Consider the following 26,883-nt stretch of genomic DNA (forward strand, 5'->3'; position numbering starts at 1 on the left):
GGGGCACAGCCTCACATACGGCGAGGGTCCCCGGGCGATGCAACCCGGAGACCCTCTGTAGCCCTGGCAGGAGCGTTTTGAGTGAGCCTTAGTGCTCGACTTCACCCTTGATGAACTTCTCGACGTTCTCGCGGGCCTCGTCGTCGAAGTACTGGACCGGCGGGGACTTCATGAAGTAGCTGGAGGCCGACAGGATCGGGCCCCCGATACCGCGGTCCTTGGCAATCTTCGCGGCGCGCACGGCGTCGATGATGACACCGGCGGAGTTCGGGGAGTCCCAGACCTCGAGCTTGTACTCCAGGTTCAGCGGGACGTCGCCGAAGGCACGGCCCTCGAGGCGGACGTAGGCCCACTTGCGGTCGTCGAGCCACGCGACGTAGTCGGACGGGCCGATGTGGACGTTCTTCGCACCCATGTCCCGGTCGGGGATCTGGGAGGTGACAGCCTGCGTCTTGGAGATCTTCTTGGACTCCAGGCGCTCACGCTCGAGCATGTTCTTGAAGTCCATGTTGCCGCCGACATTCAGCTGCATCGTGCGGTCCAGGACGACACCGCGGTCCTCGAACAGCTTCGCCATGACCCGGTGGGTGATGGTGGCGCCGACCTGGGACTTGATGTCGTCACCGACGATCGGGACGCCCGCCTCGGTGAACTTGTCCGCCCACTCCTTGGTGCCGGCGATGAAGACCGGGAGGGCGTTGACGAAGGCGACCTTGGCGTCGATCGCGCACTGGGCGTAGAACTTCGCCGCGTCCTCGGAGCCGACGGGCAGGTAGCAGACCAGGACGTCGACCTTCTTGTCCTTGAGGATCTGGACGACGTCGACCGGGGCCTCGGCGGACTCCTCGATCGTCTCGCGGTAGTACTTGCCGAGGCCGTCCAGGGTGTGGCCGCGCTGGACGGTCACGCCGGTGTTCGGCACGTCGCAGATCTTGATGGTGTTGTTCTCGGAGGCGCCGATGGCGTCCGCGAGGTCGAGACCGACCTTCTTGGCATCGACGTCGAACGCCGCGACGAACTCGACGTCACGCACGTGGTAGTCGCCGAACTGGACGTGCATCAGCCCGGGGACCTTGGCCGCCGGATCGGCGTCCTTGTAGTACTCGACTCCCTGAACCAGCGACGCGGCGCAGTTGCCCACGCCGACTACGGCTACGCGAACCGAACCCATTCCGGTTGCTCCCTGTGTGTACGAGTGAGGCCCTGGCAGGGACCTCACGTGGCGGTGTCGCCGGGCGTATCCAGACCGGAGGTGTCCCCGGTCCGGGGCAGGACGCCCGGCGCTCCCTCTGTGGTGTCGCGAGTGGGCTCTCCACGGCCGGGCCCCTTCAGGTCCCGGCCGGCCCGCTCGCTTTCGATGAGCTCGTTCAACCAGCGCACTTCGCGCTCCACGGACTCCATCCCGTGGCGCTGGAGCTCAAGCGTGTAGTCGTCGAGGCGCTCCCGGGTGCGTGCCAGTGAGGCACTCATCTTCTCCAGGCGCTCCTCGAGCCGGCTGCGGCGGCCTTCGAGGACTCGCATGCGGACGTCGCGCGAGGTCTGCCCGAAGAAGGCGAAACGAGCGGCGAAGTGCTCGTCCTCGTACGCGTCGGGACCCGTCTGCGAGAGCAGCTCCTCGAAGTGCTCCTTACCTTCCGCCGTCAACCGGTAGACGATCTTGGCGCGACGCCCTGCGAGTGGTGCGGCGAGGGCGTCCTCGGTGGTGTGCCCCGGTTCCTCGATCAACCAGCCGTTGGCGACCAGCGTCTTGAGGCAGGGGTAGAGAGTGCCGTAGCTGAACGCACGGAACACGCCCAGTGATGTATTGAGACGTTTGCGCAGCTCATAGCCGTGCATCGGAGACTCGCGGAGCAGGCCGAGTACGGCGAATTCGAGGATCCCGGAACGCCGGCTCATCGTCGCCTCCTCGTCTCTATCTCGCACCGATGTATCGACTCGATACATCAAGACGATAGAACGCCCTTCCGGAAGGAACAAGTGGGGGGACGGTGAACGGGATCACATCAATGATTCATGCGCACCAAGTTGCCTGATTTGGGGTGAACTTCGGGACTCGGTTGGTTTTGACGGTGCGTAGTCTGTGCGGCATGCACACCACCGGGAACCGAGTGACGCCTGGGGGGCGTCGCTGTCCCGGTGCAGTACGGATGAATGCGGGACCGACCACATCCGTACTTCGGGGGGACCGGAAACCAGCCGCCGTTTCCAGGCGCGCAAAGGTGCGCCTGCCCGAGGAGTAGTCGTTCGATGAGCGAGCACCGTCGCAAACCGCCGCAGCCGCAGGGAGGCGGACGTGCCGCGGGCCGACGCGGCCAGTCCGGCTCGGCCTTCGGCCGCCGCGCGGCTCCGCGAGGCGCCACCGGGTCTCTTGCCGACTCCTATGGGACGAGCTCCCAAGAGTCGGATTCCTACGGTCCGGGAGGCGAGGATCGTCCGTACGGCGGCCGTGCAGAGGCCCGACGTGCGGCCCAGAGAAGCACGGGCGGTGGTCGCCGCAGAGTGCCGGAGACGGGCCACGGAGGTCGGCGCGGGGCGCAGACCGGCCGGGGCCGCGCGTCCGATCCCAGCAGGAAGCGGTTCATCGACTACCCGCGTGCGGGTAAGTACGGCGTGGCGCGCTGGGTGCCGTCCTGGAAGCTGGTGACGGGCCTGTTCATCGGCTTCATCGGAGGCCTGGTCGCGATCGCCGGCGTTGGCTACGCGCTTGTGAGCGTTCCTAACGTCGCCGAGACCGCGACGTCGCAGAACAACGTCTACTACTGGTCCGACAAGACCGAGATGGTCTCCACCGGTGGTGAGACGAACCGCCAGATCGTCAACCTCGCGCAGATCCCGAAGGCGATGCAGTATGCCGTCGTCTCGCAGGAGAACAAGACCTTCTACACCGACAGCGGCATCGACCCCAAGGGCATCGCCCGTGCCGTGTTCAACATGGCCCGGGGCGGCAACACGCAGGGTGGCTCCACCATCACCCAGCAGTACGTCAAGAACGCGCGCCTGGACGACCAGTCCCAGACCGTCACCCGTAAGTTCAAGGAGATCTTCATCTCCATCAAGGTGGGTGCCACGGTCAATAAGGACGAGATCATGGCCGGCTACCTGAACTCCGCGTACTACGGTCGCAACGCCTACGGCATCCAGGCGGCCGCGCGCGCGTACTTCAACAAGGACGCCAAGAACCTCGACCCGGGCGAGTGCGCCTTCCTGGCTGCCATGCTGAAGGGCGCCACGTACTACGACCCGGCGGGCGCACGGTCCATCGACCCGGCGAACGCCACGCCGGACGCCAACGCCAAGCGTGCTCTACGGCAGATGCAGGACACCCTCGACAAGATGGTCGAGTACGGCCACCTCAGCGCGACGGAGCGCGCCAAGTACACCGCGCTTCCCGAGTGGCAGAACCCCCGGTCCAACACCCAGCTCAAGGGCCAGACCGGCTACCTGGTCGACCTCGCCAAGGCCTACCTGATCAACAACAAGATCGTCAGTGCCGACAAGCTCCAGCAGGGCGGCTACTCGATCTACACGACCTTCGACAAGAAGAAGGTCAGCGAGCTCGAGGCAGCGGTCAAGAAGGTCCGCAAGGAGAACATCGATCCGAAGAAGCGCCCGACGAAGGACACCTATGTCCAGTTCGGCGGGGCGTCCGTGGAGCCGTCCACCGGGGCGATCCGGGCCTGCTACGGAGGCGAGGACGCGACCACCCACTTCACCAACAACTGCGACTCGACCGGTGCCCAGGTCGGTTCGACATTCAAGACGTTCGTGCTCGCCGCGGCGATGAAGTGGGGCGTACGCAATCCGGATCTCGGCGAGAGCCAGGCGCAGGACGAGCGCACGGTCGTCAACGCAAAGAGCCTGTTCAGCGGCAAGAACGACCTCAAGATCCAGAACTACGACCGTTCGATCTGGAAGAACGAGGAGGGCAAGGAGTGGCTCCAGGAGAACGACGGCAAGCAGTCCTACGGCTCTCCGCCCAAGTACCAGATCGACCTTCGTGAGGCGATGCGGGAGTCGGTGAACTCCGCCTTCGTGCAGCTCGGCATGGACGTCGGCCTGGACAAGGTGAAGGAGTCGGCCATGGATGCGGGCCTCAAGGAGAACAGCCTGGCCGGTACCAACTTCCCGTCCTTCTCCATCGGTATCTCCGACCCCAGCGCGATCCGGATGGCGGGCGCGTACGCCACCTTCGCGGCCAGCGGCAAGCAGAACGAGCCGTACTCCGTCGAGAAGGTCACGAGCAAGGACGGCGACGTCTTCACACATGAGGCGAAGCCCAAGCAGGCCTTCGAGAAGAAGGTCGCCGACAACGTCACTGATGTCCTCAAGACCGTGGTGGATGACGGTACGGGCACCAACGCCCAGCTGACCGGCCGTGATGTGGCGGGGAAGACCGGCACCACGGACGGCAACAAGTCCGCCTGGTTCGTCGGGTACACCCCGCAGCTGTCCACGGCGATCACGATGTTCCGGCTGGACGACGACGAGACCAAGAAGAACCGCACCTTCCTGGAGATGTACGGCACGGGTGGCCAGGAGAAGATCCACGGTGCCTCGTTCCCGTCGGAGATCTGGCACGACTACATGGAGCAGGCACTGAAGGACGAGAAGTCGATCGACTTCCCGACGCCGGAGCCCATCGGCGAGATCCTCAACGACGAGCCCAGCCCGACGCCCACTCCGACACCCAGTGAGACCGAGTCGGCCACCCCGACTCCGACTCCGACGCCGAGCCAGACGCTCATCACACCGACGCCCACTGCGTCCGAGTCCTGCCGGTTCGACTGGCAGTGCAGCGACTCGGGCGGCACGAACAACGGTGGCACCGACGGAGGTGTGACCTCGACGCCTACGGCCACATCGACGGACACGAACGGCGGCAACACCAACGGCAACGGGAATGGGGGCCTCTTCGGCGGCTCAAGCGGTTAGCCGCCATATGCCCCGTCGAGGGTGTTTCACGTGAAACATGGGCCGTCGCACCCACCAGGTGCGGCGGCCCTCGGCGTACTCCTAGCCTCGTACGGCAGGATGGGTCGCATGCCCAGTGCTGAATCGACGCCAACGAGCGTGCACGAGTCGGACCCAGTGCATCCGACCAAGGACGACGAGGTCTCCAGGAGCGGCAGCGAGTTCATCGGCGGCCCTCTAGGGCGGCGTGCCCTGCTGGGGACGTCCTGGTGGACCCCCGTCCGGATCATCGCGCTCGTGGCCATCGGCGTGTTCGCGCTGGGCCTGGTCCAGAAGGCGCCCTGCTACAACGGTGGCTGGTTCTTCGGCGCCAGCTCCCAGTACACCCACGCGTGCTACTCGGACATCCCGCACCTCTACCAGGGACGCGGCTTCGCCGACGGACTCGTCCCGTACTTCGACAAGCTCCCAGGCGACATGCAGTACCTCGAATACCCGGTGCTGACCGGTGTGTTCATGGAGGTCGCCGCCTGGCTGACGCCCGGCAGCGGCAGCATCCAGCACCAGGAGCAGTGGTACTGGATGGTCAACGCCGGGATGCTGATGGTGTGCGCGGCCATCATCGTCGTCTGCGTGAGCCGTACGCATGCCCGTCGGCCCTGGGACGGTCTGCTCGTCGCTCTGGCGCCCGCCTTCGCGTTGACGGCCACCATCAACTGGGACCTGCTGGCGGTCGCTCTGACGGCCTCCGCGATGCTGATGTGGGCGCGGGGACGCTCGCTCGCCTTCGGCGTCCTCCTGGGGCTCGCCACGGCCGCCAAGCTCTACCCGATCTTCCTGCTCGGGCCGCTGTTCGTGCTGTGCTGGCGGGCGGGCAAGTGGCGGGACTTCGGCAAGGCCCTGGGCGGTGCGGCCGTCTCCTGGCTCGTGGTGAACCTGCCGGTGATGTTCTTCGCCTTCGACGGCTGGTCGAAGTTCTACACGTTCAGCCAGGAGCGGGGCGTGGACTTCGGCTCCTTCTGGCTGATCCTGGCCCAGAACTCGACCGACCCGTTCAGCACCGACACCGTCAACACGCTTGCCACGCTGCTGATGCTGCTGGCCTGCGCCGGTATCGCGGTGCTCACCCTGACCGCTCCGCGCCGGCCGCGTTTCGCCCAGCTCGCGTTCCTGATCGTCGCCGCGTTCATCCTCACCAACAAGGTCTACTCGCCGCAGTACGTCCTGTGGATGGTGCCGCTGGCCGTGCTGGCGCGGCCGAAGTGGCGGGACTTCCTCATCTGGCAGGCGTGCGAGGTGGCGTACTTCCTGGGGATCTGGCTCTACCTCGCGTACACGACCAGCGGCAACGCCCACAAGGGCCTGCCGACCGACGGCTATCACTGGGCCATCGGACTGCATCTCCTGGGCACGGCCTACCTGTGCGCGATGGTCCTGCGCGACATCCTCATGCCGGAACGGGACGTGGTACGGCGGGCCGGCGACGACGATCCCTCGGGCGGTGTGCTCGACGGAGCGGAGGACGTCTTCGTGTTCGGCCCCGCCGCCCATCCACCACGGCACGCGGCCCACTTCGACGGACCGCAGGTGGAGTGGGGCAACGATCAGGGGGCCGCCGACCGTTCGCTCTGAGCGAACAGATCCGGCGGAGCGTAGGCCAGTTGGGTCACGTACGAGAAGGGCCGTACACGGAAGCTTCCGTGTACGGCCCTTTGTCCGGTCCAGGGGGGCTCAGCGGTCGACGATCCGGTCGAACTGCGTGGTGGTGTGCCGCAGATGGGCCACCAGTTCCTCGCCGACCTTCGGTTCCGGGGCGTCCGAGGGCACGAACAGGATGGACACCTGCATGTGTGGCGGTTCGGCGAACCAGCGTTGCTTGCCGCCCCAGACGAACGGAGAAAGGTTCCGGTTGACCGTGGCCAGGCCGGCGCGGGCGACGCCCTTGGCGCGCGGCATGACGCCGTGCAGGGCCTTCGGAGCCTCCAGGCCCACGCCGTGCGAGGTACCGCCGGCCACGACGACCAGGAAGCCGTCGGAGGCCGCCTTCTGCTGCCGGTAGCCGAAGCGGTCCCCCTTGGAGACGCGGGTGACGTCCAGGACGGCGCCGCGGTACTCGGTGGAGTCGTGGTCCCCGAGCCACAACCGGGTCCCGATGCGGGCGCGGAAGCGGGTCTGCGGGAACTGCTGCTGGAGCCGGGCGAGGTCCTCGGCCTTGAGATGACTGACGAACATCGTGTGCAGCGGCAGCCGAGCCGCGCGCAGCCGGTCCATCCAGCCGATGACCTCCTCGACGGCGTCCGAGCCGTCGGTGCGGTCCAGCGGCAGGTGGATCGCGAAGCCCTCGAGGCGGACATTCTCTATAGCGGCGTGCAGCTGCGGCAGATCCTGCTCGCTGATGCCGTGCCGTTTCATCGAGGACATCACCTCGATGACCACGCGCGCGCCCACGAGGCCGTAGACCCCGTCGATCGACGACACCGAGCGGATCACCCGGTCGGGCAACGGCACGGGCTCCTCGCCTCGTCGGTACGGCGTCAGCACCAGCAGGTCACCGCCGAACCAGTCCTTGATCCGCGCGGCCTCGTAGGTCGTGCCGACGGCGAGGACGTCCGAGCCCAGCCGGGTGGCCTCCTCCGCCAGCCGCTCGTGCCCGAAGCCATAGCCGTTGCCCTTGCAGACCGGGACGAGCCCCGGAAACTGCTCCTGCACGTGCTTGTGGTGCGCCCGCCAGCGCGCGGTGTCGACGTAGAGCGTGAGCGCCATGGCCGGACCCGGAACCTTTCTAGTGGCTGCGGTGTATCAGAGGTATGGAAGCTATTGAAGCGAAGATCGCGACGTCAGCGGCGCGACATGTAGATGTCGAGCGCCTTGTGGAGCAGCTTGTTGAGCGGGAAGTCCCACTCGCCGAGGTACTCGGCGGCCTGGCCGCCCGTGCCCACCTTGAACTGGATCAGGCCGAAGAGGTGATCGGTCTCGTCCAGCGAGTCGGAGATGCCCCGCAGGTCGTAGACGGTCGCGCCGAGCGCGTAGGCGTCACGCAGCATCCGCCACTGCATCGCGTTCGAGGGCCGGACCTCACGGCCGATGTTGTCGGAGGCACCGTAGGAGTACCAGACGTGCCCGCCGACGATCAGCATGGTCGCCGCCGAGAGGTTCACGCCCTCGTGCCGGGCGAAGTACAGCCGCATCCGGTTGGGGTCCTCGGTGTTGAGGGCCGTCCACATACGCTGGAAGTACGACAGCGGGCGGGGCCGGAAGTGGTCGCGCACCGCGGTGATCTCGTACAACCGCTGCCATTCCTCGAGGTCCTGGTAACCGCCCTGGACGACCTCGACGCCGGCCTTCTCGGCCTTCTTGATGTTGCGGCGCCACAGCTGGTTGAAGTTCTTGTGCACCTCTTCCAGGGAGCGGTTGGCGAGTGGCACCTGGTAGACGTAGCGGGGCTGCACGTCACCGAAGCCGGCTCCCCCGTCCTCGCCCTGCTGCCAGCCCATGCGACGCAGCTTGTCGGCGACCTCGAAGGCACGCGGTTCGATGAAGTCGGCCTCGATGTCGCGCAGGCGCTTCACGTCCGGGTTCTGGATGCCCGCCTTGATGGAGGTGGCCTCCCAGCGCCGGATGATCACCGGCGGACCCATCTTCACAGAGAAGGCACCCTGGTGCTTGAGGTGCGCGAGCATCGGTTCCAGCCACTCGGTCAGATTCGGCGCGAACCAGTTGATGACCGGGCCTTCGGGCAGATAGGCGAGGTAGCGCTTGATCTTGGGCAGCTGACGGTAGAGGACGAGACCTGCGCCGACGAGTTCGCCGGTCTTGTCGAACCACCCGAGGCTCTCGGAGCGCCATTCAGCCTTCACGTCTGCCCAGGCCGGAACCTGCATGTGGCTCGCCGACGGCAGGCTCTGGATGTATGCCAGATGCTGCTCGCGACTGATCGTCCTCAGGGTCAGGCTCATTGTGGGGCGCTCCTCGGGCTGGTGTGTCCCCATGGGTACAGGGGCTCCGGCTCTCGCGCCGAAGCCTACTGCGCCTGGCGAGCGCCCCGACTGGGCATACGGAACCTGCGCCCCGGCTCATGGGCCGCCGAGGCGTAACGCGGTGCTTTGGGTGGTGTCAGGCGGACCGTGCCCGTGGCGTCGGCTAGAAGAGTCCACCGAAGAGGCCGCCGTGCGCCATGCCGAGGAAGAAGCCGACCGCGGACGCGCCGAGACCGAGGATCAGTCCGAAGCGCTCGCGGGTCGTCTCCGAGATCCACTGGCCGTACGCGCCGGTGAGGATGCCCACCAGGCCCGTCCAGGAGCTGAGCAGGTGCAGGTTGTGGAACATCGCCGTGACGAACGCCGTGATGCCCAGCACCAGGGTCACCGCGAGCAGCGTGTCCTGGAGGGGGTGGGGCTTTCCGTCCGTGGCGAAAAGGCCTCCGGCGGTGTTCGGTCGCATTGCCTGTGCCATAGGGCACCTCCTGCGGAAGACGGCGCACGGTAGCGCCATACACACCCGATGTGTACAGAGTGACCGCCTCCGGGGCCGGATTTCAACCGGAAGCCGGTGTGCGGGTAGTCTGTACCGTCTGCACGGTGTCTGCCCATGTCACGACCGGGACTACCGCGAGGAAGCCCCGATTGTCAGTGGCGGCCGATACCGTTGCGTACGCATCACAACCCTCCTGCCACGGAACGACCGTGGCCGTTGAGTCCAAAGGAGGTGGGTTCCACATGCGTCACTACGAGGTGATGGTCATCCTCGACCCCGATCTGGAGGAGCGCGCTGTCTCCCCCCTGATCGAGAACTTCCTCTCCGTCGTCCGTGAGGGCAACGGCAAGGTGGAGAAGGTCGACACCTGGGGCCGTCGTCGGCTCTCGTACGAGATCAAGAAGAAGCCCGAGGGCATCTACTCGGTCATCGACCTGCAGGCCGAGCCTGCGGTCGTCAAGGAGCTCGACCGCCAGCTGAACCTGAACGAGTCGGTCCTCCGGACCAAGGTCCTCCGCCCCGAGACCCACTGAGCTTTCCCGCTCAGCTGATCTCGGGATTCGAGTAGCAGCAACCAAGCAGCCAGAGCAGCAAACCCGCCGAGAGGTTCCCCATGGCAGGCGAGACCGTCATCACGGTCGTCGGCAATCTTGTCGATGACCCCGAGCTGCGCTTCACCCCTTCCGGTGCGGCGGTCGCGAAGTTCCGTGTCGCGTCCACCCCTCGCACCTTCGACCGCCAGACGAACGAGTGGAAGGACGGCGAAAGCCTGTTCCTGACCTGCTCGGTCTGGCGTCAGGCGGCGGAGAACGTCGCCGAGTCGCTCCAGCGAGGCATGCGCGTCATCGTGCAGGGCCGGCTGAAGCAGCGGTCCTACGAGGACCGTGAGGGCGTCAAGCGCACGGTCTACGAGCTGGACGTCGAGGAAGTCGGCGCCAGCCTGCGCAGTGCCACGGCCAAGGTCACCAAGACCGCCGGCGGTGCCGGGCGCGGTGGCCAGGGTGGGTTCAGCGGCGGTGGCGGTGGCGGCCAGGGTGGCGGCGGCTGGGGTGGAAACTCCGGCGGCGGCCAGCAGGGCGGCGCTGCTCCCGCGGACGACCCGTGGGCCACCGGTACTCCCGCCGGTGGCAGCCAGGGCGGCCAGGGTGGCGGCGGCTGGGGTGGAAACTCCGGCGGCGGCCAGCAGGGCGGCGGCTACTCGGACGAACCCCCCTTCTAGGCCTCGGCCCGGAGGGTGGGTCGTACCCACACTTCTTGATCACACAGGAGAAACACCATGGCGAAGCCGCCTGTGCGCAAGCCTAAGAAGAAGGTCTGCGCTTTTTGCAAGGACAAGGTCACGTACGTGGACTACAAGGACACGAACATGCTGCGGAAGTTCATTTCCGACCGCGGCAAGATCCGTGCCCGCCGCGTGACCGGCAACTGCACGCAGCACCAGCGTGACGTCGCCACGGCTGTCAAGAACAGCCGTGAGATGGCGCTGCTGCCCTACACCTCCACCGCGCGATAAGGGAAGGGTGACCGACTAATGAAGATCATCCTCACCCACGAGGTCTCCGGCCTCGGTGCCGCGGGCGACGTCGTCGACGTCAAGGACGGTTACGCTCGCAACTACCTGATCCCGCGGAACTTCGCGATCCGTTGGACCAAGGGTGGCGAGAAGGACGTCGAGCAGATCCGTCGTGCTCGCAAGATCCACGAGATCCAGACCATCGAGCAGGCCAACCAGGTCAAGGCCCAGCTCGAGGGTGTCAAGGTCCGTCTGGCCGTCCGCTCCGGCGACGCCGGTCGTCTCTTCGGTTCCGTCACCCCGGCCGACGTCGCTTCCGCGATCAAGGCTTCCGGTGGCCCCGAGGTCGACAAGCGCCGCATCGAGCTGGGCTCGCCGATCAAGACCCTGGGCGCCCACGAGACGTCCGTGCGTCTGCACCCCGAGGTTGCCGCCAAGGTCAGCATCGAGGTCGTCGCGGCCTGATCGCTGCGTCTGGCTTGAGCAGCTTTGGCTGATCAGCTGAGAAGGGGCCGCACCCGGTGGGGTGCGGCCCCTTCTGCCTGCTGGCGACCAGGGCGCGGCCATGTTTCACGTGAAACGGTGAGTGCGGCTGCCAAGGTGTGTTTCACGTGAAACGGTCAGCGTGTAGCACCTGTCACCAACCAGCGACCCGAGCGGGATCGCAGCCACAGCGTCAGCATTCGTACCGTCATCATCAGGGTCATGGCGGCCCAGAGAGCGGTCAGGCCACCGCCCAGGGTGGGGATGAGCAGGGCGACCGGGGCGAAGACCACCAGAGTCAGAATCATCGCCTTGGCGAGGTACGGGCCATCTCCGGCACCCATGAGTACGCCGTCGAGAACGAAAACGACACCGCAGATCGGCTGGGAGAGAGCCACGATCACCAGAGCGGGCAGCGCGGTGTCCTTGACCGTGGAGTCACCTGTGAACAAGGGGAGGAAGAGCGGTCGGGAGAGTACGACCAGTACGCCGAGAGCGACTCCGACCGCGATCCCCCACTCCACCATCCGGCGGCATGCCTGGCGGGCGCCGTCGGTGTCATCGGCGCCCAGATAGCGTCCGATGATGGCCTGCCCGGCGATGGCGATGGCGTCGAGGGCGAAGGCGAGCAGACTCCACAGGGACAGGATGATCTGGTGGGCGGCAATGTCGGCGTCACCCAGGCGAGCTGCGACGGCCGTGGCAATCATCAGGATCGCTCTCAGGGAGAGCGTGCGGACCAGTAGAGGTGCGCCGGCTTGGGCGGAGGCTCTGATCCCCAGGGCGTCGGGACGCAAGGAGGCGCCGTGCCTGCGGGCTCCGCGAACGACGACCACGAGATAGGCCGCGGCCATGCCGCACTGAGCGATGACCGTGCCCCAGGCGGAGCCGGCGATGCCGAGGTCGGCGCCGTAGACGAGGCCTGCGTTGAGGACGGCGTTGGCTACGAAGCCGGCGATGGCCACGTAGAGCGGGGTCTTGGTGTCCTGTAGTCCGCGGAGTACCCCGGTCGAAGCGAGCACGACCAGCATGGCCGGAATGCCGAGGGCCGAGATCCGCAGGTAGGTGGTCGCGTAGGGGGCCGCTGTGTCGGAGGCGCCGAAGAGTTCCACGATCGACGGAGCGGCAGGGAGGACGACGGCGATGACGGCTGCACCGAGCAGGAGGGCCAGCCAGATGCCGTCCATGCCCTGACGGATGGCGGCCTGGAGGTCTCCGGCGCCCACGCGGCGGGCGACGGCAGCCGTGGTGGCGTAGGCGAGGAAGACGAAGATGCTGACGGCCGTCGTGAGAAGGGCCGAGGCGATACCGAGGCCGGCGAGTTGGGCGGTGCCCAGATGGCCGACGATCGCACTGTCGACCATGACGAAGAGAGGCTCGGCGACGAGCGCGCCGAAGGCCGGAACGGCGAGTGCGACGATCTCGCGGTCGTGCTGTCGCCGGGTGGCCTTGGGAGTCGCGGACGCCTGTGTCATGTGCACCAATCTAATCGTCCACAGGTAAGAGATGCAACGGAGATTAGACCCTTACGTGTGTTCGGGAGGTGTGCGCCGCTGTGTACAGTTCGAACTGATCTTGAGCCGACCGGGAAAGTTTTTCTTCTGCACAGCCGGTGGACGGCGAAGGTGCAGGTCAAGTCACCTCTTTCAGGATGAGAAGCAGCTTGTTCACAGGCCTGTCCACCGAGTCGTGCACAGGTTTTGCGGAGTTCTCCACAGCATCCGGGCCGTCGTCCACATGGCCTGTGGATAACCAGATTGGCTGACGGTGCCGACGGGCCTACCGTGGTCCGGCGCCCGCTCCGTTCGTCGGCCTGGGAATCAGCACAAAACCGACGCGCCAGAACCGGAGTTGGGCGTCTCATTTGTCAGTGCCGTGCCGTAGAACTGAGAAGCACGGCGAGGTCCGCTCGGCGGACGGGAGGAGGTGGCTCGGTGAGCATTTCCGAGCCTTTGGACGACCCCTGGGCCGACAGCGGTCCCAGTGATCGTCTGCCTTCCTCGCGCCGCCGCGGCGACGGAGGCCGGGGCCGAGACGAACAGCACGACCGTGGCAGGGACACCGGCGAGTGGGACGGCGGAGGCACCGCCTTCGAGAGGGTCCCTCCCCAGGACCTGGATGCCGAGCAGTCCGTCCTCGGCGGCATGCTCCTGTCCAAGGACGCCATCGCGGACGTCGTCGAAGTCATCAAGGGCCACGACTTCTACAAGCCCGCCCACGAGACGATCTTCCAGGCGATCCTTGACGTCTATGCCAAGGGTGAGCCGGCCGACCCCATCACGATCGCCGCCGAGCTCACCAAACGCGGTGAGATCAACAAGGTCGGCGGCGCATCGTATCTGCACACTCTCGTCCAGACCGTTCCGACGGCGGCGAACGCCGAGTACTACGCGGAGATCGTCCATGAACGGGCGGTCCTGCGGCGCTTGGTCGAGGCGGGGACGCGCATCACTCAGATGGGATACGCGGCGGACGACGACGTCGACGAGATCGTCAACCGTGCGCAGGCCGAGATCTACGCGGTCACCGAGCAGCGCACCAGCGAGGACTACCTGCCGCTCGGCGACATCATGGAGGGCGCGCTCGACGAGATCGAGGCGATCGGCTCGCGCAGCGGCGAGATGACCGGTGTGCCCACCGGTTTCACGGACCTCGACTCGCTCACCAACGGCCTGCACCCGGGCCAGATGATCGTCATCGCCGCCCGCCCCGCCATGGGCAAGTCCACCCTCGCGCTGGACTTCGCGCGTGCGGCTTCGATCAAGCACAACCTGGCCAGTGTCATCTTCTCCCTCGAAATGGGGCGCAACGAGATCGCGATGCGTCTCCTGTCGGCGGAAGCGCGTGTGGCTCTGCACCACATGCGTTCGGGCACCATGACGGACGAGGACTGGACCCGGCTGGCGCGCCGAATGCCCGAAGTGTCCTCCGCGCCCCTCTACATCGACGACTCGCCGAATCTGTCGATGATGGAGATCCGGGCGAAGTGTCGGCGGCTGAAGCAGCGCAACGACATCAAGCTCGTGATCATCGACTATCTGCAGCTGATGCAGGCCGGTGGTTCCAAGCGTTCCGAGAGCCGTCAGCAGGAGGTCTCGGACATGTCCCGTAACCTCAAGCTCCTGGCCAAGGAGCTTGAGGTCCCGGTGATCGCGCTCTCACAGCTCAACCGTGGTCCCGAGCAGCGTACGGACAAGAAGCCGATGGTGTCCGACCTGCGTGAGTCCGGCTCCATCGAGCAGGACGCCGACATGGTGATTCTGCTGCACCGCGAGGACGCCTATGAGAAGGAGTCACCGCGCGCCGGCGAGGCCGACATCATCGTGGGCAAGCACCGAAACGGCCCGACGGCGACGATCACCGTAGCCTTCCAGGGCCACTACTCGCGCTTCGTGGACATGGCACAGACCTGATACCCGTGCGTCGTCGCATCGTGCTGGTCGCCGGGCGCCCCGACCTGGCGTCCCCGCGCCGTTTGGGCGCCGCGGCCATGCGGCTTCTTTGTGCGCCCGCCATGTGCTGACTTGAGGCTGTCCCGGCGAACGCAAAGCGGTGGTCGAGGGCCACTTGCGCCTGTCGCCGGAGGAGGGGGACGCAACCGAGTGGCCGGTCGAACTGAGCCAGCACCTCGGGCGTGAGTTCGCGGACCCCATGGACCAGTTGGGTCGCGGCGGTGGTCGGCCCCCCCCCGCAAGGCCCGCGGGGCTAAAGAAGTCGACGTCGGCGTCCCCGGCGGGATGGACTGGGGGCATGACGACATCTCAGGGAGAGCTGCTTCCCGGTACACGCAGGGCGTTGCTGCACCGGATCGCCGTGGCCCAGGCCGAGGGGCGGGCACCGTCGCTGGTAGCGGCGGTCGTGCGGGGCGGACGGACGGTGTGGCACGGTTCGCGTACCTCGGTGGACGGGCACGGCCCGGATGAGAACGTGCAGTACCGCATCGGGTCGATCACCAAGACCTTCACCGCCGTTCTCGTCATGCGACTGCGGGACGAGGGACTGCTCGACCTCGGTGACCCGCTGGAGAAGCACGTGTCCGGCACGGGAGCGGGGGAGGCCACGCTGGCCGAACTCCTCGCCCACACCAGCGGATTGGCGGCCGAGTCTCCCGCGCCCTGGTGGGAGCGCACCTCCGGAGAACTGCGCCCGGAAATCGCCGACGTCCTGGGCGAGCAGCCCTTCCTGCACCCCGTCGGACGCCGCTTCCACTACTCGAACCCCGGGTACACCCTGCTGGGCGCACTCGTCGAGAAGCTGCGGGGGGCTCCGTGGGAGGAGTTGCTCCGACGTGAAGTGCTCGTACCTCTGGGTCTCGACCGCACGAGCGTCCGCCCGGAAGCGCCGCATGCGGGCGGCTGGGCAGTGCATCCCTGGGCCGATGTGATGCTGCCCGAACCCTCCGAGGACCTCGGACGGATGGCTCCCGCAGGTCAACTCTGGTCCAGCACAGCTGACTTGGCGCGATTCGCGGTCTTCCTCGCCAACGGCGACGATCGCGTACTGAGCGCCGAGACCGTGAGGGAAATGCGCATGCCCACGGCTCCGGCCGGGATGGGGGATCTCGCCGACGGCGCTTCTTACGGGCTCGGATTGCAGGTCCAGCACCGCGACGGGCGACTACTCGTGGGCCATTCGGGCTCGCTGCCGGGCTTCCTGGCGAATCTCACGATCGGTGTGACGGACGACGTGGCCGCAGTGGTGCTGGCCAACTGCACCTCCGGCCCGCTGCTGTCCGTCGTAGGGGCCGATCTCGTACGGATCGTCGCCGAGGCCGAGCCCAGGATCCCCGAGCCCTGGCGTCCGATGCGCGAATCCGACTCACCCTCACTGGAGTTGGCGGGTCAGTGGTACTGGGGAACGCACGGGTTCGCCCTCCGGCTGACTGCGGACGGACTTGCCTCCCTGGAGCCCCTGTCGGGCACAGGCCGGCGCTCGCGATTCCGGGCCAACGGTGACGGCACCTGGACCGGGCTGGAGGGCTACTTCCACGGGGAGCTCCTGAAGGCCGTACGGCGGCCTGACGGGTCCGTGGACCACCTCGACCTCGGCTCGTTCGTGTTCACTCGGCAGCCGTACGACGAGGGGTCTTCCGTGCCGGGTGGAGTCGATCCGGTGGGGTGGCGCGGCATCGGCTAGACACACCTGTCCGGTCGGCACGGCAAGGCGCCCTGTTTCACGTGAAACAGGGCGCCTTGCCGTGCGGCGGACGAGTGGCCATGGGGGAGGGTCACAGGGCCAGCTTGAAGCCCACGTGCGAGGCCGTGAAACCGAGCCGCTCGTAGAAGCGGTGGGCGTCCGTGCGTGTGTTGTCGGACGTCAGCTGCACCAAGTGGCAGTTCTGACACCGGGATTCCTCGATCGCCCACTCGATGAGCCGGGTCCCGAGTCCACTACTCCGCGCGTCGGCGTGGACGCGCACCCCCTCGATGATCGATCTGGTGGCGCCGCGCCGGGAAAGGCCCGGAACGACTGTGAGCTGAAGCGTGCCGACCACTCGACCCTCTCGCGTGGCGACGACCAGATGCTGGTTCGGGTCGGCGGAGAGGCGCTCCAGCGCGCTCACATAGGGCGCCAGGTTGCCCGGGGACTCGCGCTGGGCGCCCAGGGGGTCGTCGGCGAGCATGCCGACGATCGCGGAGAGGTCGTCCAACGCGGCGGGCCGAATTTCAAGATCTCCCATGGCCGCACCCTATGCCGGGGGGCGAGTTCGGGGCTGGTGGGTGCTCTCCCTGTGGCGCGGACGGGGATCGAGGCCGCATCGAGCGCCCTACGGGCCGGTACTACTCCCTGCTCACCTGCGAGGCAGAAACATCCCGAGGTAACCATCGTTTGCAGATATAGAGCGTCTGCAATTATTGTGGACGTGTACAACACGCTCCTGCAATCCTCTGGGAAGGTGTCACCCCCATGCCGCTCGCGCTTCTGGCTCTCGCGATCGGGGCCTTCGGAATCGGAACGACCGAGTTTGTGATCATGGGGCTGCTGCCCGAGGTTGCGGAGGACTTCGGGGTCTCCATCCCCACCGCCGGCTTCCTGGTCACCGGCTACGCGCTCGGCGTCATGTTCGGCGCTCCTCTTATGACCGCCCTCGGCACCAAGGTCTCCCGCAAGCGGATGCTGATGCTGCTGATGGGGTTGTTCATCGTCGGCAATCTGCTCTCTGCCCTCGCTCCGGCCTTCACTGTCATGCTGATCGGCCGAGTGGTCGCCTCCCTCGCCCATGGAGCCTTCTTCGGCATCGGCTCGGTCGTCGCCGCCGACCTGGTGGCCCCGGACAAGAAGGCCGGAGCCATAGCGATGATGTTCACCGGTCTGACCGTCGCCAATGTCGTCGGCGTCCCGCTCGGCACGCTGATCGGCCAGACCGCCGACTGGCGTCTCACTTTCACGATCGTCGCGGTCCTCGGTGTGGTCGGTCTGATCGGCGTCGCCAGGCTCGTCCCCGAGATGCCCCGGCCGGAGGGCGTGCGTCTGCGCCACGAGCTGGCCGCCTTCAAGAATGCCCAGGTGCTGCTCGCCATGGCGATGACCGTCCTCGGCTTCGGCGGTGTCTGCGCCGCCATCACCTACATCGCGCCGATGATGACCCACGTGGCGGGCTTCGCCGGCAGTTCGGTGACCTGGCTGCTGGTCCTCTTCGGACTCGGCATGGTCGGCGGCAACCTCGTAGGCGGCAAGTACGCCGACCGCGCTCTGATGCCCATGCTGTACATCTCCCTGGGCGCCCTGGCCCTCGTGCTCGCGCTCTTCACGCTCACCGCGCACAACAAGGTCCTGGCCGGCGTCACGATCGCTCTCATCGGCGCTCTGGGCTTCGCCGCCGTGCCGCCGCTCCAGAAGAGGGTCCTCGACCAGGCGCACGACGCTCCCACGCTGGCCTCAGCAGTGAACATCGGTGCCTTCAACCTCGGCAACGCCCTCTCGGCCTGGCTCGGCGGCCTGGTCATCTCGGCCGGCTTCGGCTACACCGCTCCCAACTGGGTGGGCGCCACCCTGGCAGCAGGGGCTCTCCTCCTCGCATTCCTCTCGGCTGCGCTGGAGCGTCGGGACGGCGTTCCCAGCGCCGTGGTCGCGGGGGCGACGCCCGCCGGACAGAGGACCGCAGTGCACCCCTGAGCCGACCTGAACCGCAGCCAGGCACTACGACGACGCCGACGGAATCCCGAAGTCCGGGGAGCCGACGGCGTCGTACAGACGTGCCTCAGAGCGCCGCCACGGTCAGCGGAGCGAACCGCCGGCTCCAGTCGCCCGGCAGTTCCGGGATTCCGTACGTCATGACCGAGTTGAGGCCTACCGGCGCCAGACCGTGTTCTGTGGCCCACGCCCGCAGCTCTTCGTGTCGTACGTCGATATCAGTGCGCAGCGGACGGTCGGTCGCTGCGGCGAGCGATGTGAGGAGTGCCTGTGCCGTCTCGGTGTCACGGGCGATCAGCGGGCCCACGACATGGGTGTTCATGTTGGGCCAGGCGGCCGCGTATCCGATGATCCGGCCGCTCTCCTCGGCTACGCGCAACTGGTCGGCGAAGGCAGGCAGCCGGGTGATGAGGTGGGTGCGATCCGTGCCGAGCACCTCCTCGTCGAGCCGGAGGATTGTGGCGAGGTCCTCAGCGGTGGCCGGACGCGTGCTCACCGTCGGCGCCGGGCCGGCCGGAGTGAAGTGCCCCTGGAGCATCTCCGCCCGGCCGGTCGGCTTGAAGCCCAGTTCCTCGTAGAGCGGACGGCCATAGGGCGTCGCGTGAAGAGTCAGCGGGGTGGTGCCCATCGCGGAGAGAATGTGACGCATGAGCCGACGGCCGATGCCCTGTCGGGCGTGCCGTTCGGCGACCAGTACCATCCCGATCGCTCCCAGGTCAGGCTCGCTGTAGGGGCCGTACTCCGTGACCACGCAGGCGGTGACGAGCCCTCCGTGAGGGTCGTCGATGCCGTAGCCCTTTCCGGCCGCGAGCAGGAGGCCCCACTTGTGCTCCTCGCGCGGCCACCCCCGGTCCTCGGACAGGTCCGCGCAGGCGGTGAGATCGCGAAGCGTCAGACGGCGGATGGGGAGAGCGGCGAGGGAAGGAGTCGGCACGCAGGTCAGGCTGTCCGATGGGTGCCCTCGGCGTCCACCTGTTTCCCGGGGTGCGTACGAGCTTTTGGCCATGTCGTAGCCAAGCGCACAACAGGCGATCAGATGCCGGGTGTTTCACGTGAAACATCGGAGAACGGCGACCGTCAGGCGATCGACCGGAAGCGCATCTGCCGCTTCACCGGGTTCATGGACCGCTAGCCTCAAGAACATGGCGAGACTTCATCTCTTCGACCTCGATGGCACTTTGCTGCATGGGACCAGCGCTCCCGTGCAGATTTCCCGGCAGCTCGGGCTCGAGGCCGAGACGGTGGCACTCGACCAGGCGATCGGGGCCGGACTGATAGGCCCGCCCGAATATGCGCAGCAGGTGTACACGTTGTGGGCGTCCCTGACCGAGGCACACGTCGTCGCGGCCTTCGAAGGTGCCCCGTGGCTGGCTCGCATTCGTGACGTCTGGGCGGAGATCAGGGGACAGGGCGACTACTGCGCGGTGGTGTCGCTCTCGCCGTCCTTCTTCGTGGAACGGCTCATCGGTTGGGGAGCGCATGCCGCCTACGGGTCCCTCTTTCCGGCCGTCCCCTTCACCGAGCCCGTGGACCCTGCCGGAGTGCTCAGTGCGGCCGCCAAGGTCCTGGTCGCGGACCGGCTGTGTGAGCAATTCGGAGTGACACGGGGGGACTGCATTGCCTATGGAGACTCGTCCTCCGACAAGGACCTGTTCGCCGCGGTGCCGATCTCCGTGGCGGTCAATGCGGACCATCATCTGTCCGATATCTCGACCCACTCCTACAAAGGCATGGATCTGTGGGAAGCCTATGAATTGGTGCGTGACGCCCGGTAATTGAGTCAATTCACGGTTCGCCCCGCGAACACCCTGCGAGCAATTCGTGGAGGAGGAGGGGGGACTTGTGTGCGGAGCGGTGACCGGTAGGGTCGACTCCGGTTCTTGTCCGTACGGGGGTGCGACCACTCCTGTGCGGCCGAGAGCGGGGCAATGCAGCCTAAGGGGACGGAGAGATCGAAGAACCGCATTTGTGGTTGTACGGCCAGGGCATCCATACGTGGTGGGACGCTGCAGTGAGCGTGATGCGGCCAATGTCACACTCTCGCCTACTTGTCCGTACGGACGGCGCATACAGGTTGAATATGGCTGTGTTGGCCGTGACGTCGAGCGGGGAAAGCAAGCCGTCTGCGGGGGAAAGCAGGCATCTTCCGACCGAGGAAGTGCGCAGACCGACCGAAAGATGTTCGAGGCGAGGCACACCATGGACGCTCCGACCACCATGTCGGCCGACAACGGCGCATCCGAGGGCGGGGGCGGCTGGTTCACCCCACGCAATCAGCCGACGGCGGCGCCCGGGGCCGAGCAGGAGACGGCGGAGGGAAGCAGGCTGGCCGCGCTGCGCCCGGTCCGCAGGCCCAGGCCGGGTAACTCGCCAAGGTCCTCGACGGCCATCGAACGGGAGCTGTCGGAGCCGACCGTAGTGCCGCCCGATACGGAGGCCGGCCGCGACGAAATGACACCGGCCGAGGAGATGGCCGCCCCGGCCGGCGAGACACAGCTCCCGGCACGGCCGGAGGAGATACGCACCTCGGAGGAGATACACATCCCTGAGCAGACCTCGCAGGACCCGAGTCCCACCCCCGCTCAGCCCCCGGAAGCGCCGGACGACACCCCTTCGGCGGACCTCCGAGTGCCCGTCCAGCGCTCCTCCCCGCCTCAGGACGCCACCAATCCGCTCAGTACCAACCCGCCGCATTCCCCAGGCCTGTCCCCGAGAGACCAACCGCCCTCCCCGGACGCCGTCCGTATCCGTCGGACCATGGCCGAGGTCGCTCCTGTCGCCGAGAAGGTCACGTCGTACTTCTACGCGCTGCTCTTCGTGCGCCATCCCGATCTGCGCCCGATGTTCCCCGCCGCCATGGACGCCCAGCGGGACCGGCTGCTCAGGGCACTGCTGACGGCGGCCGAGCACATCGACAACGCCCCGGTCCTGGTCGACTACCTGCAGAACCTGGGCCGGGGCCATCGCAAGTACGGCACCCGCGCCGAGCACTATCCGGCGGTCGGGGAGTGCCTCATCGGCGCGCTGAGCAAGTACGCCTCCGGCATCTGGGACACGGAGACGGAAGCGGCCTGGGTCCGGGCGTACACGACGATCTCGCAGGTGATGATCGACGCGGCGGCCGCGGACGAGCTGCGCGCCCCCGCCTGGTGGTATGCCGAGGTCGTGTCACACGACCTGAGGACCCCGGACGTCGCCGTCGTCACTGTCCGGCCCGACCAGCCCTACCCGTTCCTCGCCGGCCAGTACACCAGCCTGGAGACGCCGTGGTGGCCGCGCATATGGCGGCACTACTCCTTCGCCTCGGCGCCACGCTCGGACGGTCTGCTGTCGTTCCACGTGAAGGCCGTCCCCGCGGGCTGGGTCTCCAACGCCCTGGTGCACCGGGCCCACCCCGGCGACATCATCCGGCTCGGTCCGCCGACCGGGGCCATGACCGTGGACCACACCACCGACAGCGGACTGCTCTGTCTGGGCGGCGGCACGGGCATAGCTCCGATCAAGGCGCTGGTCGAGGACGTGGCCGAACACGGCGCGCGACGGTCGGTGGAGGTGTTCTACGGAGCCCGCACCGACAACGATTTGTACGACATCGACACGATGCTCAGGCTCCAGCAGTCCCACCCCTGGCTGTCCGTCCGCGCCATCATCGACCAGCAGGCCCATCTCCAGCTCCCGGACGCCGTACGTGAGTATGGCCCCTGGCACGAGTACGACGCCTATCTCTCGGGCCCGCCCGGCATGATCCGCAGTGGTGTGGACACGCTCAGGTCCATCGGGATCCCGTCGGAACGCATACGCCACGACTCCGTGGAGGAAATCGTTCTGGCGCAGTGACCAGGCGAGAGGTCAGCCCAGATCCGGTGCGTGCATGGCCCGTACGCCTTCGATATTGCCGTCCAGATAGTGCCGCAGGGACAGCGGGACGAGGTGGACGGAGGCGATCCCGACGCGGGTGAACGGCACCCGGACGATCTCGTACTCTCCGACGGGCTCGTCCACTTCCGGCCCGTGCCGCAGGGACGGGTCCATCGACTCCAGGTGGCAGACGAAGAAGTGCTGCACCTTCACTCCGGTAGCGCCCCCGTCGTCGCCGATGTGCTCGACGGTGTCCACGAAGCAGGGCACCACGTCGGTGACCTTGGCGCCGAGCTCCTCGTACACCTCGCGGTGCAGAGCGTCGACGACGGTCGTGTCCGTCGGCTCGACTCCACCGCCGGGAGTCAGCCAGTAAGGATCCATGCCGGGCTTGGTGCGCTTGATCAGGACCAGGTCGTCACCGTCCAGCAGGACGGCACGGGCGGTGCGCTTGACCACGGGTCGGACGGTCATGGGGGGAATGTGGCCCGGATGGTTCCACGTGAAACATCGCATGGGGTGACCGACCGGGCTCGCTGCGTGAAGAGCGGAAAATACCTGCTCAACACCAGTCGGCAGCCGCCCGCAGTAACCACTCGTGCGCCCGTGCGATGTGCGGCATGGCCAGCGTTCCGGTGCGCACCACCAGGAAGTACGTCCGAAGAGGCGGCACGGTGGGCTCGTGGAGGGCGACGACCTCACCACGTTCCAGGGCTGCCGCGCACAGATAGCGGGGCAGCACCGCGAGCCCGGCGCCCGCGACCGCGCAGGCGAGCACCGCACGCAGATCGGGGACGACCACGGTGCCCGGTGCGGCCGGGCGGGAGTCGAAGACGGAGGCCCAGTAGCGCGAAACGAAGGGGAGTGACTCGTGCACCTCGATCACGGGGATGTTCTCGAACGCGGGGGCTTGCTTGCCCGACCGAACAGTCTTGAGCGCCTCCCCTGAGCCGATCTGACCGGCCCACTTCGGGGCGGCGACCAGGACGTGCTCCTCGTCGCAGAGCGTGCTCGCCGTGAGCAGCGCACCCCGTGGACGAGCCGTGGTGATGGCCAGATCGTGATGCCCGGCAGCCAGACCCTCCAGTGTTTCCTCGGCGTTCCCGAAGGACGCCCGAAGAGCGTAGCCCTGGCCGTCCTCGCCGGTCAGCTCGGTGAGCGCGGGCAGCGCCCGCTCGGCGGTGAACTCGGGCGGCCCCGCGAGATGCAGTGTCCTCAGGGACGACTCGTCGTCGAGGCCGGTCTCGGTGATTTCCACCAGGGCGTCGAGATGAGGGGCGGCCTTGTGGGCGAGTTCGTCGCCGATGGTCGTCGGGGTCACTCCGCGGGCCTGTCGCAGGAAGAGGGGGCGTCCCAGCTGCCGCTCCAGGGTGCGGATCTGCGAGGTCACGGCCGGCTGCGAGAGGCCCAGCAGCGCGGCGGCACGGGTGAAGGAGCCGGCTCGGTGCACCGTCACAAAGGTGCGCAGCAAAGCCAGATCCATGGCGATCCCCCTTCCCTGTCCTTCTCCCGGCCTCGAAGCAGGGCCCAACTATAAATATGTCGATAGGTCTCTGTCGCTACTGTGATTGGACACTGACAGAGAGTCAACTAGCCTTGTTCGCGCGGTTCTTCGCGCGCAGAACCGGGGCGGTCCGAGCCACGAGGGGGGAGGCTCGGACCGCCCGTTGTACGTAGCCGGACACCTGTGAAGCCCTGAGGAATCGGTCAGTCCGTCGACTCGTCCAGCGCACGCAGCACATCCGCCACGAGATCCTCGGGATCCTCCGCCCCCACCGAGAATCGGATGAAGCCCTCCGGCACGTCGTCCCCACCCCAGCGCCGACGCCGCTCGGCCGTGGAGCGCACCCCGCCGAAGCTCGTCGCGTCGTCCACGAGCCGCAGGGTGTCGAGGAAACGGTCGGCACGCGCCCGCGTGGGCAGCGTGAAGGACACCACGCATCCATAGCGGCGCATCTGCTGCGACGCGATCTTGTGCGACGGGTCGTCGGTCAGACCCGGATAGCGCAGCCCGGTCACCTCCGGCCGTTGGCGCAATGCCCGGGCGAGCACGAGCGCGGTCGCGTTCTGCCGGTCGACCCGCATCTGGAGCGTGGCGATCGAACGATGCGCGAGCCAGGCCTCCATCGGTCCCGCGATCGCACCGACGATCTTCCGCCAACGGCGTACGGCGTCCATGGCCTCGCCCTCGCGGCCGGTGACGTACCCCAGGAGGACGTCTCCGTGCCCCGTGAGCTGCTTCGTGCCGCTGGCCACGGAGAAGTCCGCGCCGAGCTCCAGCGGGCGCTGCCCGAGCGGAGTGGCGAGCGTGTTGTCGACGGCTACGAGCGCCCCACGCGCGTGTGCCGCCTCGACGAGCCGCCGGATGTCGCACACGTCGAGGCCTGGGTTCGACGGCGTCTCGATCCACAACAGCCGCGCGCCGTCCAGGATGTCGAGCTGGGCGTCACCGGCGGTCGGAGCGGTGCGCACCTCGATGCCGTACGCCTCCAGCTGTGCCTGCACCAGAGGCATTGCCTGGTAGCAGTCGTCGGGCAGGACCACGGTGTCGCCCGCGCGCAGTTGGGAGAAGAGCACAGCGGATATGGCCGCCATGCCCGAGGCGAAGACCAGCGTCTCCACGCCGTCCTGCCCGGGTGCCTCCAGCTCGCCAATGGCGCTTTCCAGCAGGTCCCAGGTCGGGTTGGTGTCGCGGCCGTAGGTGTACGGGCCGTCGACCTCCCCGGGCAGATGGAAGTGGGCGGCGAAGGCCGGACCGGGCAGAGTCGGCTCGTTCTTGGCCGCCTCGGGCAGTCCGGCGCGCACCGCGCGCGTGCCCTCTCCCTTGTCCGCAGCCCTGTCGCTCATCCCACCCGTCCTTCCGTCTGCTCGCGCACCTCGGCGAGCAGACCCTCGCTCGCCGCCTCCACCATCTCAAGGCACTCCTCGAAGCCGTCCAGGCCCCCGTAGTACGGGTCCGGAACGTCGAGCTCGTCGCCCGCGGCGGGGTCGTACGAACGCAGCAGCCGTACCTTCCCGGCATCCTGCGGGGTGGGTGCGAGGTGTCGCAGGGCCTTGAGGTGGCCGGTGTCGAGGGCGATGACGAGGTCGAGGCGGGAGAACCAGGACGGCTGGAACTGCCGGGCCGTGTGGCCGCCGTCATAGCCGTGCTCCTCCAGGACGGACACGGTGCGCGGGTCGGCGCCGTCGCCCTCGTGCCAGCCGCCCGTTCCGGCGCTGTCGACCTCGACCAGACCGTCCAGGCCGGCCTCCGCCACGCGGGCGCGGAAGACCGACTCCGCCATCGGGGAACGGCAGATGTTGCCCGTGCAGACGAAACAGACGCGGTAGGTCATACCTCCTCAGTCCTCGTCGGGCAGGACGACGTGCAGGGCCCAGGCCACTATCGAGATGATCAGGCCGCCCAGGACGGCGGTCCAGAACCCCTCGACGTGGAAGCTCAGGTCGAGCTTGTCGGCGAGCCACGACGTGAGCAGCAGCATCAGCGCGTTGACGATCAGCGTGAACAGGCCGAGCGTCAGGATGAACAGCGGGAAGGTCAGTACCTGCACGACCGGCTTGATCAGGAAGTTCACCAGGCCGAAGACCAGGGCGACGAGGATCAGCGTCCAGACCTTCTTGCCGGTGCTGTCACCGGTCAGGGTGATCTTGTCGAGCAGCCACACCGCGACCGCCAGAGCACCCGCGTTGGCGATCGTCTTGACTACGAAATTCTTCATGTGTCTGATCGTGACAGAAGAGATCGGTTACGGGCACTGACGAGGGCGGACTAAGTCGATGAAGGCATTCCGGTTGGATGAACTGGAGGCGGAGCGCGCCGCCAACGACGGTGCCTACCTGCAGTTCCTGCGGGAGCGGAACATGTCCGTCGGCCTGTACGCACTCGACGCGGGCGCCCAGGACCCACAGCAGCCGCACCGCCAGGACGAGGTCTACTTCGTGGTCAGCGGCCGCGCGGCGATCACCGTGGGCATGGAGACCACCCAGGTGTCGCGCGGCAGCGTGGTGTACGTACCGGCCGGGGTCGCCCACAAGTTCCATCACATCAGCGAGGACCTCAGGGTCATGGTGGTGTTCTCTCCCCCGGAGAGCTGACCTGCGGTCTCAGGGTTCCCTAGGGGATCAGTCAGGGGAGGACAAGGGGTGCGAGGCCCCCGCAGAGGCACCTCTCGGACCTAGCATCGAGTGCAGGACATTGATGGATCCGGTACCAGAAGGGCCGGACGGTGCAGGACTTCAGAGAGGTTGAGTGCGATGGGAGAGATCTTCGCGGGGCTGCCGTGGTGGGTGAAGTGGATCGCTGTGCCGGTCATTGCCCTGGTCGTGTTCGGTGGGTTGATAGCCACGGTCGTCGGCTTCGTCATCGGCCTGCTCTTCAAGCTGCTGGTCTTCGTAGCCCTGGTCGGCGGACTCGTCTACGTCGTACGGAAGTTCATGTCGAGCTCCTCGTCGCGCAGCGACTGGTGAGCGTCCGGAGCGGGCGGGGGAACCGGTAACAGGAATTCCCCGTT

Annotated in this window: 26 protein-coding genes; 13 read left to right on the forward strand and 13 right to left on the reverse strand. The window is 67.1% G+C overall.

Annotation, left to right across the window (positions count from 1 at the left end; all coding sequences use genetic code 11):
* Positions 1-88: 88 nt before the first annotated feature.
* Both OG841_RS23585 and OG841_RS23590 read right to left on the reverse strand, forming a co-directional pair.
* A complete protein-coding gene (locus OG841_RS23585) occupies positions 89-1,171 on the reverse strand; it encodes an inositol-3-phosphate synthase (RefSeq protein WP_328639674.1) in 1,083 nt (360 codons plus the stop codon).
* A gap of 44 nt (positions 1,172-1,215) precedes the next feature.
* The gene (locus OG841_RS23590) at positions 1,216-1,896 is read right to left on the reverse strand and encodes a PadR family transcriptional regulator (protein WP_328639673.1); all 681 of its coding nucleotides are present in this window, start codon (positions 1,894-1,896) and stop codon (positions 1,216-1,218) included.
* 351 nt (positions 1,897-2,247) lie between these two features.
* Here OG841_RS23590 and OG841_RS23595 point away from each other — a divergent pair, with 351 nt between their 5' ends.
* Positions 2,248-4,932 carry a transglycosylase domain-containing protein gene (locus OG841_RS23595; protein ID WP_328639672.1) on the forward strand — a complete coding sequence of 895 codons (2,685 nt, stop codon included), beginning with the start codon at positions 2,248-2,250 and terminating at the stop codon, positions 4,930-4,932.
* A 108-nt stretch (positions 4,933-5,040) separates the two neighbouring features.
* Entirely contained in the window at positions 5,041-6,543 is a 1,503-nt protein-coding gene (locus OG841_RS23600; protein ID WP_328639671.1) for a glycosyltransferase family 87 protein, read from the forward strand.
* Between the two features lie 99 nt (positions 6,544-6,642).
* Here the strand turns inward: OG841_RS23600 and OG841_RS23605 are convergent, their stop codons facing one another.
* From OG841_RS23605 to OG841_RS23615, 3 genes are all read right to left on the reverse strand, one after another.
* Positions 6,643-7,674 carry an alanine racemase gene (locus OG841_RS23605; protein ID WP_053846236.1) on the reverse strand — a complete coding sequence of 344 codons (1,032 nt, stop codon included), beginning with the start codon at positions 7,672-7,674 and terminating at the stop codon, positions 6,643-6,645.
* A 74-nt stretch (positions 7,675-7,748) separates the two neighbouring features.
* Positions 7,749-8,867, reverse strand: a complete 1,119-nt coding sequence (gene femX, locus OG841_RS23610) for a peptidoglycan bridge formation glycyltransferase FemX (protein ID WP_057609122.1) — start codon at positions 8,865-8,867, stop codon at positions 7,749-7,751.
* A 184-nt stretch (positions 8,868-9,051) separates the two neighbouring features.
* Positions 9,052-9,363 carry a hypothetical protein gene (locus OG841_RS23615; protein WP_328639670.1) on the reverse strand — a complete coding sequence of 104 codons (312 nt, stop codon included), beginning with the start codon at positions 9,361-9,363 and terminating at the stop codon, positions 9,052-9,054.
* Positions 9,364-9,626: 263 nt separating this feature from the next.
* Between OG841_RS23615 and rpsF the strand changes: the two genes are divergently transcribed.
* The 4 genes from rpsF (at position 9,627) to rplI (ending at position 11,362) form a co-directional block, all read left to right on the forward strand.
* On the forward strand, positions 9,627-9,917 hold the full coding sequence (gene rpsF / locus OG841_RS23620; RefSeq protein ID WP_030827724.1) for a 30S ribosomal protein S6: 291 nt from the start codon (positions 9,627-9,629) through the stop codon (positions 9,915-9,917).
* Between the two features lie 80 nt (positions 9,918-9,997).
* Positions 9,998-10,603, forward strand: a complete 606-nt coding sequence (locus OG841_RS23625) for a single-stranded DNA-binding protein (RefSeq protein WP_328639669.1) — start codon at positions 9,998-10,000, stop codon at positions 10,601-10,603.
* Positions 10,604-10,660: 57 nt separating this feature from the next.
* Complete coding sequence (gene rpsR, locus OG841_RS23630) at positions 10,661-10,897, forward strand: 30S ribosomal protein S18 (protein WP_003949403.1); 237 nt, start codon at positions 10,661-10,663, stop codon at positions 10,895-10,897.
* A gap of 18 nt (positions 10,898-10,915) precedes the next feature.
* On the forward strand, positions 10,916-11,362 hold the full coding sequence (gene rplI / locus OG841_RS23635; RefSeq protein ID WP_031040024.1) for a 50S ribosomal protein L9: 447 nt from the start codon (positions 10,916-10,918) through the stop codon (positions 11,360-11,362).
* A gap of 155 nt (positions 11,363-11,517) precedes the next feature.
* On the opposite strand, the gene OG841_RS23640 is transcribed toward rplI, so the two are convergent.
* On the reverse strand, positions 11,518-12,855 hold the full coding sequence (locus tag OG841_RS23640) for an MATE family efflux transporter (protein ID WP_328639668.1): 1,338 nt from the start codon (positions 12,853-12,855) through the stop codon (positions 11,518-11,520).
* 459 nt (positions 12,856-13,314) lie between these two features.
* Between OG841_RS23640 and dnaB the strand changes: the two genes are divergently transcribed.
* Positions 13,315-14,793, forward strand: a complete 1,479-nt coding sequence (gene dnaB / locus OG841_RS23645) for a replicative DNA helicase (RefSeq protein WP_037707244.1) — start codon at positions 13,315-13,317, stop codon at positions 14,791-14,793.
* 337 nt (positions 14,794-15,130) lie between these two features.
* On the forward strand, positions 15,131-16,516 hold the full coding sequence (locus OG841_RS23650; protein WP_371566799.1) for a serine hydrolase domain-containing protein: 1,386 nt from the start codon (positions 15,131-15,133) through the stop codon (positions 16,514-16,516).
* 91 nt (positions 16,517-16,607) lie between these two features.
* Here the strand turns inward: OG841_RS23650 and OG841_RS23655 are convergent, their stop codons facing one another.
* Positions 16,608-17,060: a GNAT family N-acetyltransferase gene (locus tag OG841_RS23655; RefSeq protein ID WP_371566800.1), complete on the reverse strand. Its 453-nt coding sequence runs from the start codon at positions 17,058-17,060 to the stop codon at positions 16,608-16,610.
* Positions 17,061-17,287: 227 nt separating this feature from the next.
* Here OG841_RS23655 and OG841_RS23660 point away from each other — a divergent pair, with 227 nt between their 5' ends.
* Positions 17,288-18,496 carry an MFS transporter gene (locus OG841_RS23660; RefSeq protein WP_371566801.1) on the forward strand — a complete coding sequence of 403 codons (1,209 nt, stop codon included), beginning with the start codon at positions 17,288-17,290 and terminating at the stop codon, positions 18,494-18,496.
* An 85-nt stretch (positions 18,497-18,581) separates the two neighbouring features.
* Here OG841_RS23660 and OG841_RS23665 read toward each other — a convergent pair whose 3' ends face one another.
* A complete protein-coding gene (locus tag OG841_RS23665; protein ID WP_371566802.1) occupies positions 18,582-19,448 on the reverse strand; it encodes a GNAT family N-acetyltransferase in 867 nt (288 codons plus the stop codon).
* A gap of 208 nt (positions 19,449-19,656) precedes the next feature.
* Here OG841_RS23665 and OG841_RS23670 point away from each other — a divergent pair, with 208 nt between their 5' ends.
* Together OG841_RS23670 and OG841_RS23675 are read left to right on the forward strand one after the other, a co-directional pair.
* Complete coding sequence (locus OG841_RS23670) at positions 19,657-20,289, forward strand: HAD family hydrolase (protein WP_371566803.1); 633 nt, start codon at positions 19,657-19,659, stop codon at positions 20,287-20,289.
* Positions 20,290-20,713: 424 nt separating this feature from the next.
* Positions 20,714-22,351 (forward strand): globin domain-containing protein, encoded by a 1,638-nt coding sequence (locus tag OG841_RS23675; protein WP_371566804.1) that lies wholly within the window; start codon positions 20,714-20,716, stop codon positions 22,349-22,351.
* Positions 22,352-22,363: 12 nt separating this feature from the next.
* On the opposite strand, the gene OG841_RS23680 is transcribed toward OG841_RS23675, so the two are convergent.
* The 5 genes from OG841_RS23680 to OG841_RS23700 form a co-directional block, all read right to left on the reverse strand.
* On the reverse strand, positions 22,364-22,846 hold the full coding sequence (locus OG841_RS23680; protein WP_328639660.1) for an NUDIX hydrolase: 483 nt from the start codon (positions 22,844-22,846) through the stop codon (positions 22,364-22,366).
* Between the two features lie 88 nt (positions 22,847-22,934).
* On the reverse strand, positions 22,935-23,855 hold the full coding sequence (locus OG841_RS23685; protein WP_328639659.1) for a LysR family transcriptional regulator: 921 nt from the start codon (positions 23,853-23,855) through the stop codon (positions 22,935-22,937).
* 224 nt (positions 23,856-24,079) lie between these two features.
* Positions 24,080-25,219 carry a cystathionine gamma-lyase gene (locus tag OG841_RS23690; protein ID WP_371566805.1) on the reverse strand — a complete coding sequence of 380 codons (1,140 nt, stop codon included), beginning with the start codon at positions 25,217-25,219 and terminating at the stop codon, positions 24,080-24,082.
* A complete protein-coding gene (locus OG841_RS23695; protein ID WP_328639657.1) occupies positions 25,216-25,707 on the reverse strand; it encodes a low molecular weight protein-tyrosine-phosphatase in 492 nt (163 codons plus the stop codon). Before OG841_RS23695 ends, OG841_RS23690 begins: the two co-directional genes overlap by 4 nt.
* 6 nt (positions 25,708-25,713) lie before the next feature.
* On the reverse strand, positions 25,714-26,091 hold the full coding sequence (locus OG841_RS23700; protein WP_266562470.1) for a phage holin family protein: 378 nt from the start codon (positions 26,089-26,091) through the stop codon (positions 25,714-25,716).
* 58 nt (positions 26,092-26,149) lie between these two features.
* Here OG841_RS23700 and OG841_RS23705 point away from each other — a divergent pair, with 58 nt between their 5' ends.
* Positions 26,150-26,467 (forward strand): cupin domain-containing protein, encoded by a 318-nt coding sequence (locus OG841_RS23705; RefSeq protein WP_031039972.1) that lies wholly within the window; start codon positions 26,150-26,152, stop codon positions 26,465-26,467.
* 159 nt (positions 26,468-26,626) lie between these two features.
* Positions 26,627-26,839 carry a DUF5326 family protein gene (locus OG841_RS23710; RefSeq protein WP_037711649.1) on the forward strand — a complete coding sequence of 71 codons (213 nt, stop codon included), beginning with the start codon at positions 26,627-26,629 and terminating at the stop codon, positions 26,837-26,839.
* Positions 26,840-26,883: the final 44 nt, after the last annotated feature.

Source organism: Streptomyces canus (assembly GCF_041435015.1).
Classification (GTDB): Bacteria; Actinomycetota; Actinomycetes; order Streptomycetales; family Streptomycetaceae; genus Streptomyces; species Streptomyces canus_G.